General features: G+C 60.1%; 16 protein-coding genes. 8 read left to right on the top strand and 8 right to left on the bottom strand.

What is annotated here, in order from left to right; genetic code table 11:
- Positions 1-239: 239 nt before the first annotated feature.
- From J1G37_RS29165 to J1G37_RS22950, 7 genes are all read left to right on the top strand, one after another.
- Positions 240-530, top strand: a complete 291-nt coding sequence (locus J1G37_RS29165; protein WP_277990825.1) for an amino acid permease — start codon at positions 240-242, stop codon at positions 528-530.
- On the top strand, positions 530-1,573 hold the full coding sequence (locus tag J1G37_RS22975; protein ID WP_277990824.1) for an amino acid permease: 1,044 nt from the start codon (positions 530-532) through the stop codon (positions 1,571-1,573). Before J1G37_RS29165 ends, J1G37_RS22975 begins: the two co-directional genes overlap by 1 nt.
- Positions 1,557-2,831, top strand: coding sequence for an aminotransferase class III-fold pyridoxal phosphate-dependent enzyme (locus J1G37_RS22970; RefSeq protein ID WP_207045533.1), 1,275 nt, complete (start codon positions 1,557-1,559; stop codon positions 2,829-2,831). The genes J1G37_RS22975 and J1G37_RS22970 overlap by 17 nt, the downstream gene beginning before the upstream one ends.
- 76 nt (positions 2,832-2,907) lie before the next feature.
- The gene (locus J1G37_RS22965) at positions 2,908-3,636 is read left to right on the top strand and encodes a TetR family transcriptional regulator (RefSeq protein ID WP_207045532.1); all 729 of its coding nucleotides are present in this window, start codon (positions 2,908-2,910) and stop codon (positions 3,634-3,636) included.
- A gap of 119 nt (positions 3,637-3,755) precedes the next feature.
- Entirely contained in the window at positions 3,756-5,741 is a 1,986-nt protein-coding gene (locus tag J1G37_RS22960) for an acetoacetate--CoA ligase (RefSeq protein WP_207045531.1), read from the top strand.
- The gene (locus J1G37_RS22955; RefSeq protein ID WP_207045530.1) at positions 5,738-6,916 is read left to right on the top strand and encodes a thiolase domain-containing protein; all 1,179 of its coding nucleotides are present in this window, start codon (positions 5,738-5,740) and stop codon (positions 6,914-6,916) included. Before J1G37_RS22960 ends, J1G37_RS22955 begins: the two co-directional genes overlap by 4 nt.
- Position 6,917: 1 nt before the next feature.
- Positions 6,918-7,361 carry an OB-fold domain-containing protein gene (locus J1G37_RS22950; RefSeq protein WP_207045528.1) on the top strand — a complete coding sequence of 148 codons (444 nt, stop codon included), beginning with the start codon at positions 6,918-6,920 and terminating at the stop codon, positions 7,359-7,361.
- On the opposite strand, the gene J1G37_RS22945 is transcribed toward J1G37_RS22950, so the two are convergent.
- Genes J1G37_RS22945 through J1G37_RS22910 form a run of 8 tightly spaced genes read right to left on the bottom strand, consistent with a single transcriptional unit; the run spans position 7,315 to position 13,318 of the window.
- On the bottom strand, positions 7,315-8,472 hold the full coding sequence (locus J1G37_RS22945; RefSeq protein WP_207045526.1) for a glutathionylspermidine synthase family protein: 1,158 nt from the start codon (positions 8,470-8,472) through the stop codon (positions 7,315-7,317). The two genes, J1G37_RS22950 and J1G37_RS22945, sit on opposite strands and share 47 nt — an antisense overlap.
- A gap of 12 nt (positions 8,473-8,484) precedes the next feature.
- The gene (locus J1G37_RS22940; protein ID WP_207045524.1) at positions 8,485-9,195 is read right to left on the bottom strand and encodes a DUF1190 domain-containing protein; all 711 of its coding nucleotides are present in this window, start codon (positions 9,193-9,195) and stop codon (positions 8,485-8,487) included.
- 18 nt (positions 9,196-9,213) lie between these two features.
- The gene (locus J1G37_RS22935; RefSeq protein WP_207045522.1) at positions 9,214-9,642 is read right to left on the bottom strand and encodes a DUF350 domain-containing protein; all 429 of its coding nucleotides are present in this window, start codon (positions 9,640-9,642) and stop codon (positions 9,214-9,216) included.
- A gap of 15 nt (positions 9,643-9,657) precedes the next feature.
- On the bottom strand, positions 9,658-10,332 hold the full coding sequence (locus J1G37_RS22930; RefSeq protein WP_207045520.1) for a DUF2491 family protein: 675 nt from the start codon (positions 10,330-10,332) through the stop codon (positions 9,658-9,660).
- A complete protein-coding gene (locus J1G37_RS22925; RefSeq protein ID WP_207045519.1) occupies positions 10,319-11,353 on the bottom strand; it encodes an ion channel in 1,035 nt (344 codons plus the stop codon). Before J1G37_RS22925 ends, J1G37_RS22930 begins: the two co-directional genes overlap by 14 nt.
- A gap of 51 nt (positions 11,354-11,404) precedes the next feature.
- Positions 11,405-11,965: a rhomboid family intramembrane serine protease gene (locus J1G37_RS22920; RefSeq protein WP_207045517.1), complete on the bottom strand. Its 561-nt coding sequence runs from the start codon at positions 11,963-11,965 to the stop codon at positions 11,405-11,407.
- Between the two features lie 55 nt (positions 11,966-12,020).
- Entirely contained in the window at positions 12,021-12,719 is a 699-nt protein-coding gene (locus J1G37_RS22915) for a PspA/IM30 family protein (protein ID WP_207045515.1), read from the bottom strand.
- A 17-nt stretch (positions 12,720-12,736) separates the two neighbouring features.
- Positions 12,737-13,318: a YjfI family protein gene (locus J1G37_RS22910; protein WP_207045534.1), complete on the bottom strand. Its 582-nt coding sequence runs from the start codon at positions 13,316-13,318 to the stop codon at positions 12,737-12,739.
- A 370-nt stretch (positions 13,319-13,688) separates the two neighbouring features.
- Here J1G37_RS22910 and ycaC point away from each other — a divergent pair, with 370 nt between their 5' ends.
- The gene (gene ycaC, locus J1G37_RS22905; protein WP_207045513.1) at positions 13,689-14,321 is read left to right on the top strand and encodes an isochorismate family cysteine hydrolase YcaC; all 633 of its coding nucleotides are present in this window, start codon (positions 13,689-13,691) and stop codon (positions 14,319-14,321) included.
- Positions 14,322-14,449: the final 128 nt, after the last annotated feature.

Below are 14,449 nucleotides of genomic sequence, written 5' to 3'. Positions count from 1 at the left end.
CCCCAAAACGAACCTTCCTACAAACCAATCTAAACAAACAGTTTAGCCACCAAATCCCCACCCCATCCCTCCGCTGGCCCAAAACCTGCTTATTGAACACCGCACAATAAACCCGGCCTACAACCGGATCTTACGCTCAACCACTGCTGCCCAGGGCAGCTCGGGGAATGCTGATGTCCACAGTACCGCTTCACTCTTCCAACCATGGCCTGGCGCGTTCGCTCAAGGAGCGCCACGTCATGCTTATCGCGATCGGCGGGATTATCGGGGCCGGTTTGTTTTTGGGGTCGGGCAAGGCGATTGCCACGGCGGGGCCGGCATTGTTGCTGGCGTATGCGCTGTGTGGGGGGATGGTTTATTTGATCGCGCGGGCGCTGGGGGAGTTGTCGTTGTATCGGCCCAGCAGCGGTTCGTTTGCCACATATGCGGAGGAGTTTCTGGGGCCGCGGGTGGCCTTTATCACGGGGTGGTCGTATTGGATGATCTGGATTCTGGTGGGGTGTTGGAGGTCACCGGGATCGGTCTGTTGATGAAGTATTGGTTCCCGGAGTTGCCGCAGTGGATTCCAGCGCTGGTCACCACGGCGGTGTTGATGGTGATCAATCTGTTTGCGGTGAAGACCTTTGGCGAGGTGGAGTTCTGGCTGGCGTTGATCAAGGTGTTGACGATTGTCGGCTTGATTGGCGCGGGGTTGGCAATTCTGCTGCTGGGCTGGGAGACGTCGGCACCAACCGCGCCGTCGGTGGCTAATCTCTGGCGCCATGATGGTTTTTTTCCGAATGGCTGGAGTGGCTTTTGGTACGCGGTGCCGGTAGCCGCTTTTACCTTTGCCGGGGTTGAGGTGATTGGTTTGGTGGCGGCGGAAACGGCTGAGCCGCAGCGGACGTTGCCGCGCGCGATCAATAGCATTCTGTGGCGGATGGCGATTTTTTACCTCGGGTCGATTGCGGTGATCATGGCGCTGTATCCGTGGAATCAGATCGATACCGCACAAAGCCCGTTTGTGATGGTGTTCGACAGTATTGGCCTGGGTGTCGCCGCCGGGTTTATCAATTTTGTGGTGATCAGTGCGTTGGCGTCGTCGTGCAACACCGGGTTGTTTGCCACCAGCCGCATGCTGTTTGCGCTGTCGCATATCCAGCAGGCGCCGCGTCAGTTGCAGGTGTTGAGTGCGAACCAGGTGCCGGCCCGTTGCTTGATGGTCTCGACGGCGATCTTGCTGGTGGGGGTGCTGCTGAACTACTTGATCCCCGAAAGCATTTTCAGCCTGTTGATCACCGGGATTCTGGGCCTGTTGATCTGGGTGTGGGTGGTGATCATCACGGCGCACATGGCCTATCGCCGCAAGGTACTGCGCGGTGAGGCGCTGCAGGTGGCTTATCGCCTGCCCTGGCCCACGTTCAGCAGTGTGCTGGTGTTGGGTTACTTGGGTGTGCTGACGGTACTGGTGATTCGCGACCCGGAGACCCGCGCAGCGTTTTACGTGGCGGCCGCCTGGTTTGGATTGTTGCTGCTGGTGTATCCGAAACGCGCTGCCGTGAAGAAGGAGGTGAGTGATGTCTGGAACGCCTGAACTGCAGCGCTGCATCGAGCGTTACACCCAAGCCAACCCCAACAGCGCCCGGCAGCTGGAAAACGCCGCGCGAGTATTGCCCGGCGGCAACACACGCTCGGTATTGTTTTACGAACCGTTTCCGTTGGTGATGTCGGGGGGCAACGGCTGTTTTCTCGATGATCTGGATGGGCACCGCTATGTGGATTTCCTCGCCGAGTACACGGCGGCGCTGTATGGACACTCCCACCCGGCGATCACTCACGCGCTGACAACAGCGATGGCAAACGGCTTGAATCTCAGCGCCCATACAGAGCTGGAAGCGCGGCTGGCCACGTTGATCGTTGAGCGTTTCAGCTGTATCGAGCAGGTACGCTTTACCAACTCCGGAACCGAGGCGAATCTGCTCGCGCTGGCGGCAGCGAAGGCCTACAGCGGGCGCAGCCGGATCATCGCGTTTAACGGCGGCTATCACGGTGGGGTGCTGAGTTTTCATGGACCGACCACCGCGATGAATGTGCCGCATCAGGTGGTCCTGGCCGACTACAACGACCTGCACAGTGTCGAGCGGGTGTTCCAGGAACACCGTGGCGAGGTTGCGGCAATCCTGGTAGAGCCGATGCTCGGTGCCAGCGGCTGCATCTGCGCCGAGAGCGGTTTCCTTGAAGGCTTGCGGGCAATGAGCCAGGCCCATGGCGCGCTGCTGATCTTCGATGAAGTGATGACCTCGCGCCTCGGCCCCGGAGGTTTGCAGGAAAAGCTCGGCATTCACCCCGACCTGATCACCTTGGGCAAATACCTCGGCGGCGGCATGCCCTGTGGCGTGCTCGGTGGACGCAAAGACATCATGGCGCAGTTCGACCCGCGTCACGGCGGCCTCTCCCACGCCGGCACCTTCAACAATAATGTGCTGACCATGGCCGCGGGCATCGCTGGGTTGGAGCAGGTGTACACCCGCGAAGCGGCATTGCATTTGAACGCCCGGGGTGACCGCCTGCGCGGGCAACTCAACGAAGTGCTGGCAAAGATGCCGATGCAATTTACCGGGCAGGGCTCGGTGATGAACCTGCATCCCACCGCCTTGCCGATCCGCAGCCCGTGGGATATCCCGCCGGATCGAAACAACCTACGGGATCTGTTCTTCTTTCACCTGCTCGAATGTGGGATCTACAGTGCACGGCGCGGACTATTTGCGCTGAGTTTGCCGTTGACCGAGCGCGAGTTGACCCGACTGGTGGTGGCAACACAGGCGTTTGCCGAGCGCTACGGCGGCCGTTGAGGCCCACCCGCAAGAGCGACAGCGAATCGGTGACCCGCTATCCTTTCGCCGTCGCTCAACCGGAACAACAACAGCCATGACCAGCAAAACCGCAAACCCACGGGGCAGGCGCAAAAAGACTACGGGGGAAGAGCCGAAAAGCCTACTGAACAAAGACACCATCATCGCCGCGGCCCTCGCCCTGATCGACCGCGAAGGCCTGGATAAATGCAGCCTGCGCAACCTGGCCAGCAGCCTGGGCGTTTACCCGACGGCGATCTATTGGTACGTCTCATCGCGCGAACTGCTCTTGGGCGAAGTGTTGGCCAAAGTCCTGGAAAACGTAGCGCCCGAGCCTCAGGTGCGTTGGCAGGACTACCTGCGTGCCGCCATGGTCAACTGCCATGACGCCGTGCGCCAACACCCGAATGTCGCGCCGTTGCTGGGGGCGCAATTGGTATCCAACACCCGCACAGACTTCACATTGGTCGAGGGCGTCTTGGCGGCGTTACAGCAAGCCGGTTTCAGTGGGCCATCGCTGACCGGCGCCTACAACACCTTTATCGCTGCCCTTGCCGGCTTCACCACCCTGGAGTTCGCGCCGCTGCCGGAAGACACCGACGCGTGGCAATGTCAGGTGCAGGAAAGCCTGCAAGCGGTAGATGCCGAGCAGCACCCGACCCTCGCACAAAATATGCACCAGTTAAGCAATCGAGGTTTCAGCCTGCGCTGGCAAAACGGCGTGCAGGCGGCACTGGATGAAAGCTTTGGGTTTTATGTCGAAACCTTCCTCTGCGGGCTGGAAAGCCTGGCTGCCCGCCGCTGAAAAATCACACAACAAAAGAAGAAAGGCGGACAATTGTACGACGTACAATTTATCGCTACAGTCCGCCACGTATGAGCACCCCATGACCCGAACAACAATAACGTCAGAGGCCTTTTATCGTGGCGACCGCATTCAACGACGTGGCCCAGGGCCAACTGCTCTGGCAGCCTTGCGCTGAACAAATCCAACACACCCGTTTAGCCCATTACCTGGAGTGGTTGCGACACGAACGTGGGCGCACTTTTGTTGACTACCACGGGCTGTGGCAGTGGTCGGTCAATGACCTGGAGGGGTTCTGGCAATCGATCTGGGATCACTTCCAGGTGCAGGCCAGCAGCCCCTACCACGCGGTGCTGGGTGATCGAGCGATGCCAGGCGCCCAGTGGTTTCCCGGCGCACGGCTGAACCTTGCCGAACACATTTTGCGCAACGAGCAGGCAGGCGATGCGCTGCTCTACCTGAATGAAACGACCGCTTTGCAGGGCCTGCCCTGGGGTGATTTTTGCAAGCAGGTACGCACGCTCGCCACTTATCTGCGCGAGTCTGGCGTGATGCCCAGCGATCGGGTGGTGGCCTACCTGCCAAACGTCCCCGAGGCCATGATCGCGCTATGTGCCTGCGCGGCCATCGGCGCGATCTGGGCCAGTTGCTCGCCGGATTTCGGCGCGGAAGGTGTGCTGGATCGCGTGCGGCAATTGGCGCCCAAAGTGCTGCTGGCGGTGGATGGTTATCGCTATGGTGGCAAGGTGTTTGACCGGCGTGAGCAAGTCCGCCAAATCGCCCGCGAGCTGGACAGTATCGAGCAGGTCATCGTGCTGCCGATGGTGTTTCCCGATGAACCGCTGACACTGGGCAACGCCATTGACTGGCATGTATTGCACGCACGTCCTACGGTAGCCGCCGCCGATTTCCACTGCGCGCAACTGCCCTTCGATCACCCCTTATGGGTGCTGTTTTCGTCTGGCACCACCGGCCTGCCCAAAGCCATCGTGCAAAGCCATGGCGGGATTCTGCTGGAGCAATTGAAAGCCCTGCACCTGCACCTGGATTTTCGCCCCGGCGATGCGGCATTCATCTTCACCACCACCGGCTGGATGATGTGGAACACCCTGTTCAGCGCTCTGCTCTGCGGCGTTCGCCCGGTTCTCTACGACGGCCATCCCACCTGGCCGAACAGCGATACGCTGTGGCAAATCCTGCAAGACAGCCGCGCCAGTTTTTTCGGCACCAGCCCCACCTACATCGAGCTGATGAATCGCCAAGGCGTGGTGCCCGGTGAGCGTTTTGACTTGCACGCGCTACGCACGGTGATGCCCGTTGGTTCGCCGGTGTCGCCACAATGCAACGCCTGGTTTTATCGAAACCTGAAGTCGGACATTTGGGTCACCACGGGCAGCGGCGGCACGGACATATGCACGGGTTTGGTCAGCGGCGTGCCGACGCTGCCGGTCTATGCCGGTGAAATCCAGGCGCGCGCCTTGGGGGTGGACGCCCACGCGTTTGACGAGAACGGGCAACCACTGATCGATCAAGTCGGCGAGCTGGTGGTGACGTCACCCATGCCATCAATGCCGGTATGTTTCTGGAATGACCTGGCGGGCGAACGTTATCGGCAGAGCTATTTCCAACCGTGGCCCGGCGTGTGGCGCCATGGGGATTTTTTCTTGCTGAATGCGCGCGGCGGCTGCCAGGTACTGGGGCGGTCGGACGCGACCTTGAACCGCTACGGCGTGCGGATTGGCACGGCGGAAATCTACCGGGCACTGGAGCCGATCACCGAGATCGACAACGCGCTGATCGTCAATCTGGATTTGCCTGAAGGTGGGTTCTTCATGCCGCTGTTTGTGCAACTGCGCCCGGGTGCGCAGTTGGATGAAGCATTGCAACAACGCGTGTGCAATTGCCTGCGCCAGGCCTGTACACCTCGGCATGTGCCGGACCAGGTCATCGCCGTGCCGCTGATTCCCCTGACCCTCAGCGGTAAGAAAATGGAAGTGCCGGTGCGCCGGATCCTCATGGGCCACGATCCGCACACCGTGGCCAATCCAAGCGCCATGCGTGATCCGCAGGCACTGGCGTTTTTTATTGAGTACGCCCAATCATGAAGGGCAAAGCCTTTATCGTCGGGGCCTATGAACACCCCACACGGCACGCGGTGGACCGCTCCCTGGCACAACTGCATGCCGACGTCGCCCGAGGCGCACTGGCCGATGCAGGGCTGAGCCTGGGCGATGTTGACGGCTATTTCTGCGCCGGCGACGTGCCGGGTTGGGGCGCACCGGGTGTAGGACCGTTCTCCATGGTCGAGTACCTGGGCATTCAACCCCGCCACTTGGAGACTACCGAGAGCTGGGGTTCGTCCTACCTCCAGCATGTCGCCCAGGCCACACGCGCAATCGCCGACGGGCGCTGCACCGTCGCTTTGATCACCCAAGCCGGGCGACCACGTGCCGAGCGCCTGCGACCCGACGCCAACCACCGCGACCAACCGCAAACCACCTGCGAAGCACCTTTTGAAATGCCCTACGGCGCCGCTGTGATCAACCTCTACGCAATGTGCGCAATGCGCCATCAGTACGAACACGGCACCACCGCCGAGCAGTTGGCCTGGATCAAAGTCGCGGCGTCGCACCATGCCCAGCACAATCCACAGGCGATGTTGCGCAACCCGGTTTCGCTAGCCGACGTGCTGAACTCGCCGCTGATCGCCGCCCCCTTGCGCCGCCTGGATTGCTGCGTGATCAGCGACGGCGGCGGTGCACTGGTGGTGGCTCATCCGTCCATCGCCCGAACGCTCAAGCGGCCGCTGATTGCCCCCATCGGCGCGGGGTATTCGATCAGCCACCTGAACGGCGGGTACTTCGACCTACTGGCCTCGGGCGGGGTGAAATCCGGCGCCGCAGCCTTCACCGAGGCGCGACTCAAACCTAGCGATATTGGCTACGCCTCGCTGTACGACAGTTTCACCATCACCGTTTTAATCCAACTGGAAAACCTCGGCTTCTGCACACCCGGCAGGGGCGGCGCGTTTGTCGCCGACGGCAAACTAATCAGCGGCGTCGGCACGCTGGCCGTCAACACGGATGGCGGCGGGCTGTGCAACAACCACCCCGGCAACCGCGGCGGCATGGCCAGGCTGATCGAGGCCGTGCGCCAACTGCGCGGCGAAGCCCACCCCGCCGTGCAACGCCCCGACTGCGCGCTGGCCCTGGCCCACGGCACTGGCGGTTTACTGGGGTCGCGGCACGGCAGCGCGACCCTGATCCTGGAGCGATGCTGACATGCCACTGACCTCACCCCACATCACCCCAGAAAGCGCGCCATTCTGGGACGCCGCCAATCGTGACCAGCTGTTGCTGCGCCGTTGCCTCGACACCGGCAAACCCTACTACTACCCCAGAGATCACAGCCCGTTTACCGGGACTGCAAACACCGACTGGATTGTCGCGAGCGGCAACGCCACCTTGTACAGCTTCAGCTACAGCGGGCGGGACGACGAAACCCACTGCATCGCGTACGTGACACTTGATGAAGGGCCGACGCTGTTGTCGCTCGTCCAGTGCGACGAGCCGCAGCAGTTACGTATCGGGCAACGCCTCACAGTGGCTTTCGCACCCGCAATCAACGGACAGAAAATACCGGTGTTCCAATTGCCGCCTTCAGGTGACGGTATGACGCTCAATCCAATATCAAATGCGGCAAAAACCGACTCGAGTCCTTCGTGATCAAACTATTGTCTTCCCGCACGCCAATCCCCGCCGCCTGATCCCCAATCACCCAAGAACCAATCAGCGTATAGCTGTCGCCAAATCGCGGCAGCGGCGCAAATTCCTGAAGGATGAACGGCGCATCGGTGTAGGGACCGTCCTCTTTCACGATCAGCCCATCAACCGTTTGCAGCTCGATGTTCGCCCCTTCCCGCGAGAAGAACGGCTTGCGCACCCAGCCCTTCGGCACGGCTTTGCCCGGGTCGGTATCCAGGTGCGCCGCGAGCAAGTTTGGGTGGCCTTGGTTGAATTCCCACAACAACGGCAGGATGCCTTTGTTGGAGAGGATGGATTTCCACGCAGGCTCGAAGAACTGTGTGTCGCTCTGGGCAATTGCGGCACCAAACGGTTCATGGAAGATAAACTCCCAGGCGTGCAGCTTGAACAGGTGGGGAATCCAGCGATCCTCAAGATCAACGAAGCGGCCTTCGCTGGTCAGGCCGATGTCTTCGATGTCGATATGACGTGATTCGATGCCGACTTTTTCCGCGACGAGGCGCAGGTAGTCGGTGGTGCCTTTGTCTTCGACCGAGTCTTTCATCGAGGCGAAGTAGAACGGCTGGTTGACCTGCAACTGGGCGAAGGCCTGATGCAGTTTGGTGTCGATACTGTTGAACTGGTCGGCGTGCTTGGGCAACAGGCCGCGTTCGATGCATTGCTCCAGCCAGCCCCATTGAAACGCCGCGGCTTCGTAGAGGCTGGTCGGTGTGTCGTAGTTGAGTTCGAGCAGTTTGGCGGGGCCGCTGCCGTTGTAGGAAAAGTCCATGCGCCCGTACAGGTGCGGGTGGCCTTCGAGCCATGAGGTGCGGATCATGTCGAAGAACGGCGCGGGAATGCTCAAGCGCTCCAGCAGTTCTTCGCTCTGGACCACGCGGGCCACGAGGTCCATGCACATGTCATGGATCTCGGTGGTCGGGTCTTCCAGGTCCTGCTCGATTTGCTTGAGCGTGAACTGGTAGTACGCGCTTTCGTCCCAGTAGGGTTCACCGTCGATGGTGTGGAACAGAAAGCCGAGGCTGTCGGCGGTCTGTTTCCAGTCGTGACGTTCTGCGCATTGGATTTTCTTCATGGCCTGCCTTCCTTAACTGCTCGACCCGCCACCCCAGCCACTGCGTGCGCTGGCCTTGCTGCCGAAGCCACCACGGGAGGTGGCCGACGCAACGGAGCTCGACTTGCTGGACGAGCGCAGTGTGTTCGAGTAATTGCTGCTGCCATACCTGGCCTGGTTCGAGCGGCCGAAGGTCGCGCCGTTCGAGACGCGCTGGTTGAGCGTTGACGAGCCGTAGTTGCCACGATCATCGCGGTAGCGGTACACCGGCTCGGAGCGGTAGCTGTTGCGATTGTTGCTCAGCATGTTGCCGATCAGCAGCCCGGTCAGCAGGCTGCTGGTGGAGAAGCCTGAGCCGCCACTGTTGGCCTGTGAGCCCGCCACTTGGGCGTTGGCCGCGTCTACCTGGGATTGCGTCACCTGGCCTTCGGCAGTCAGTTCGAAACCGCCCAGCCTGGGGATGAATTTGCCGGTGGAGTCCTGCTGGCACCAGTCGGCGACAAAGTCGGCGTCACAATCGGTCTGGCTGTCGTATACCGGCGCAATGCGGCGGTGCTCGGCCATGGCCGTCATGTAGGCGTCCGAGCAGACATCCACCGGAAGTTTTTCATCGGCACATTGCTGAACCGACTGGAAGTTGTACTTCTTCTGCAAATCGTAGGTTTTTTCCGTCGGCCCGCAACCGGATATCGCCATGGCGACCGACGCTGCCAGCGACAGCTGGACATACTTGCTTCGTTTCATCGGGAGCTCCGTGCGCGATCAGTTCTGGGTAGGCGTCATGCACGCGGCATTCAACATGCCGACGCTGATGGCCACAGCGGCCACGTAGATGCCGGCCGCGAGTTCGCCGTTCTTGATGCGCTCGGAGGTGCCTTTGAGCACCAGGCTGGTCAGCAAAAACGCCAGCAGTTGAACAACTGCCGCGATCACCGCCCATACGGCAAAGTCGAGAAGGCTGATCGAATAGGCAATCACGTTGCTGGCCGGAATGGCGAAACCGATGATGGCGCCGCCCAGGGCGACCGCTGCGGAAACGTTGCCGGCACGGATCAGTTCAAACTCCTTGTGCGGGGTCACGCGGGTATAGATGAACTGGAACAGGCCGAACAGCACGGCAGCCCCCAGGATGTAGATGACAAACCCGAGCACGGCCGCTTTGTTCAGGGAAATGGAGAGAGCTTCTAGCATGGGTGGCTTCCTTTTTTAGAGCGCATTCAAGTCGGTTGTGTACAGCGAAATGCCCAGCGACGTGCTCAGGCTGATAGTGCCTTCGGCGTCTTCTTCGACGGAAAACAGCAGGAACTCGCGCCGATCAGTCAGACCGGTCTCACGGGCATATAGCATCGAGCGATGCTCGACGCTGTAGGAATCCTCGGGACTGATCACCTGCTCGCTCATCGCCACCAATTCTGTCTGGCCGTCTTCGCTGCCCCACACACGGGTGTATTCGACGCCGTCATGGGTGTAGGCCGGCAACCCGATTAAGCTCTGCGGCCCCGCCAGTCGGCGCAGTTCAGCTTCGCTGCCAATAGTGATGTAGCTCAGGTAGTTGAACAGGATCACTGACTCCACCTGCCCGGCGATGTCGCCCGTGGTGTGCACCTGCAACCAGTAATCCTCGTCGTTCATGTAATAGCGCGACAGCCAGGTCGATTGGCCGAGGTCCACGGTGCCGTTGCTCCAGATTTCCTGGGAACCGGGGATGACCACCGAGGTATGCCCGTCGAGCAACAATTTCAGGGTGGTGTCGAACATCACGCCTTTGCCCGGAGCCAGGCCCAAGGGGCCGGTGGTCGGCAGCGCCTGGCCGGCAGCCTGTGCCGGCTCAGCGTGCGCATTCGGGGCTTCAAGCCCCATCAACTGTTTAAACCATCCCATTGGAAATGTCCTTGAGGCGGGTGGAGGCGATGTAGAAGAGTTCACCACCCTCAACGCGCGTAGCGCTGGGTGGGTTGATCGAGGGCTGCTGAGCCCCTTTGGCGCGATAGCCGATAAGGGTGGCGTTGTGGCGTTCTTTCATCTGCGCGTACAGCTCGCCAAACGTGGCTTCAAAGGCCTCGGGCAACTTCATCAAGTATTGGGTGGCGCCTTGGCCCACACACAACAGCTCATTGATGACCACTGACGAGCCGGGATCCTGGGAGGCGCGCACCAGCATCTCGATGGCCATGCTTGAGGTGCATTCCAGGCGCGGGGCGTAGGAGCTGGCGAGTGCGGCAATTTCACTTTCATTGAAGTGGGCGACCACATGGCCGACGGGATTCAACTGATTCACCGCCAGCACCGTGGCCAGCGTCAGATCGTCAGACGGGGTGCGCACCAGCACACGCTCAGCGCCGGGAACACCCGCACGCAGCAACAACGCCGTGGAGGACAGGCTGTCGCCACGGATAAACGCCGCTTTGCCCGGCATCGGGTTTTCGTCGAGGGTGCAGTCGCAGATGACGATCAGGTTGTCGTTCGAGGTTTCGTCTTGCAGCAACAACTCGATGACTCGCTCACTGGACGCGCCTTCCCAACCAATGAGCACCGTATGGCCGAGGTTGCCGGTGAAATCGCCTTTGCCCTTCATGCCTTTTCTCCATGCATCGATGACACTGCTGGTGGTTTTGCCGATGGCGGCCGTCAGCAGTGCTATGCCGCCGAGCATGATCCAGGCGGCCACAAAAACCCGCCCCGCGGAGGTCTGCGGCGCGAGGTCGCCATAGCCGACGGTCAGTGTGGTGGTGAGATAGAAGTAAACAAACGTGGCGAAGGTGGTGAGGTGGTGTTCGCCCAGCACCACCAGCCCCAGATAAGCCGTGCTCAGGTGCACACCCAGGGCGATGACCAGACCGGCCCAGCCGAAGCGGTGAACGAGGGATGAGGCGTACCTGCGCAACAAAAGAAAAATCGACATTCTGCCCCTGACTCCCTGGGTACTTGTCATCGCCTGGATGCTCAAGTGCATTCAGCCGGCATTAAACCTGCTGCGTGGCGTAGAGAGAAGTACCTTGGCTGCAATAAATCCGGCGAGCGCACCAAACAGATGCCCTTCGAAGGACACCCCCTGACGAGGCAGGAAACCCAGGATCAGGCCCCCATAAAGTAGCGCCACGACACCGGCCGTGATCAGGTTGCGCCAGCTCCGGTGGAACCAGGCACGCGACAAAAGATAAGCCCACAGCCCGAAGACCCAGCCGCTGGCTCCCACGTGCACACCCGCAAAGCCGAACAGCCAGACCAGTGAGCCACCCAGCACGATAATGATCGCGCTGACGGTGAAGAACCGGTTGAACCCTTCAAGCATGACCAGAGTGCCCAGTATCAAAAAGGCAATCAGGTTCGCACTGAGGTGGGCAAGCGACCCGTGCAGGAACGGAGACGCGAGGATGCCGAACAACCCGTGTAGCGTTCTCGGAACCAGGCCGAATGCCATGAGGCTATAGCCGGTCGCCATATTGAGCAATTGCAGCACGACCATAGACAAGGCCAGGCCTGCGACTACTTTGAAACCCTTCAGGGCGTCCATCCTGACCTCGACATAAAAAGAAGGGCAGAGACTGCCCTTCCTGTTGCGACGCTGTTTACTCCGCCGACTTTTGCTTCAGGCGCTCCAGAATCGCATTGGCGCTGCCTTCGTTTGGCGTGATACCGGCTTCGCGCAGTTTGCGCTCCAGGTCAGTGCCCGACGACGCCTCGGCCAGTTCATCCTGGGCTTGCAGTTCAGCGGCGCGCTGCTGCTGCTTGGCCTGCAAGCGGTTCAGCGTACCGACGGCGGTCTCCAACTTGCCATTGGCACCACCACTGGCGATGGACGAGCTGACCTGAGCCTTCTGCACGCTCTCACGCGCCTTGGCCATGTCCACTTGCTGGCGCAGGCTTTTGATCCGGCTTTCGGCCTTGGTGATGTCCTTGCGCATGCTCTCCGCGTAACCACCAAACTCAGTGGCCTGCTTTTGCTCGACGTCCCGCTCGTTGGTCAGGGTCGAAATGGCTTCGGCCACTTCCAGGGCCAGGTCTTCACGATTGGCCTGGATGGCGGCCATCGCCTTGGACTCCAGGTCCTTGATCTTGGCGTCGTACTCGCTGACGCGATCAGTCGCCAGTTTGTGCTTGGCCATGATGCTGACCAACTCACGCTTGGCGTTGGCGAGCGCGGTGTCGGCGTCGCGGATTTCCTGGTCAAGGATGCGCAGGGCCTGCTGGTCAACGATCGATTCGCCGACTTCGCTGGCACCGCCACGCAGCGCGGTGAACAATTTGCTCCAGATGGACTGAGTCATTGGATACTCCCGAATACTTAATTGAAGAAACGTTCGAAGGCTTCGCTGGCGCGCTGCACGTTGTCGACCAGGGTTTTCACCTCGGTCACGATGTTGGTCAGGCTGGAGTCTGAACTCAGCGCGCCGAACATGTTGTAGACAACTTGCCCGTTAGGCATGGACTCGATACCGATCGAGGACAGCGGGAACATTTCCCGGCTGCGCAGCACGGCGTCATTGAATGCCGACACGTCGTTGATGGACTCGACGTCCACCAGCACGGTATCCACGATGATCTGCTCGCCCACCACCGCGATGTAAATCGGCAAGCCACCGAAGTCGTTCATTTCCAGCTTGATGCTGGACTCGGAGCCTTGAACCAGAGAAAGCGTAATGTCATTGGAAACCACGTCGTCCAGGGCCTGGAGAGCCGTGAAGAGGCGATCGATATTCCAGTTGGTACCTGCGCTCATGTAAATCTCCGACATGAATGAGCCAGCCAGAATCGGCTGGCGGAGCTGTTTCTCCATCTGCTTGAGCAGGCTTCGGTTTTCGGGAAGCACCCAAGTCTCGTGTTTCACATAACCGGCGGCCGCCAGGCCCGCGCGCATCTGCTTCATGTAGAAGCTCGATGGTTTTTTTGCGGACGGTTTCAAGCGCTCTCCTTGAAGGCTTGCTGAATCGGAATCGGACCCGGCGGACGGGCTCGATGGAGAGCTGCTTTTCATACTACTGACCTCGTTGTGAAAAACTCACGCGTGAGAAAATCTACAGGCAATTTTCGCCACGCTCAATAGCTCACGCGTGAGATTTTTTGTCTTACTTTTTCCGGTGAAAGAAAACACCAATACAGAACGCTAAACACCCATTGTCTCTTTTGAGTTGACGGTATTACCCGTTTCAGCCGATTTATCCGCCGACACCCACCCATTAATCTGTGCCCATGTTGAACGCAACGCCCAACCAACCTAAACAAAAAAGGATTCAACCATGAGCACGCCAACCTACAACCGCTTGAACAAAGACGACGCCATCGTACTGCTGGTCGATCACCAGACCGGCCTGATTTCCCTGGTGCAGGACTTCTCGCCCAACGAGTTCAAGAACAACGTGCTCGCCCTGGCAGACCTGGCCAAGTTCTTCGAGCTGCCGACCATCCTCACCACCAGCTTCGAGCAAGGCCCCAACGGCCCGCTGGTACCGGAGCTGAAAGAGATGTTCCCGGACGCGCCTTACATCGCCCGCCCTGGCCAGATCAACGCCTGGGACAACGAAGACTTCGTCAAGGCGATCAAGGCCACCGGCCGCAAGCAGATCATCATTGCCGGGGTGGTCACCGATGTGTGCGTCGCGTTCCCGACCCTGTCGGCACTGGCGGAAGGCTTTGATGTGTTTGTGGTCACCGATGCCTCGGGCACGTTCAACACCACCGTGCAACAGGCCGCATGGAGCCGCATGACCCAGGCCGGCGCGCAGATGATGAACTGGTTCTCGGTGGCCTGTGAGCTGCACCGCGACTGGCGCAACGATATCGAAGGCCTGGGCAACCTGCTGTCTCAGCGCATTCCGAACTACCGCAACTTGATGAATGGTTACTCGGCGCTGACGGCGCGCAAGGACTAAACACCGCGCGTTAAACAAAATGCCTGCCTTGAAAAAGCAGGCTTTTGTTGTTTGTGCAGCAGGCTGTTGCACAAATGCCGCCCTTGACTCTCCCCTATACAGCACCCCCTACCCTGAATCCTCCCTTT

Origin of the sequence: Pseudomonas sp. Marseille-Q1929, from assembly GCF_017316265.1 — a bacterium.
Classification (GTDB): Bacteria; Pseudomonadota; Gammaproteobacteria; order Pseudomonadales; family Pseudomonadaceae; genus Aquipseudomonas.
This window is presented reverse-complemented; position numbering and strand designations above follow the sequence as displayed.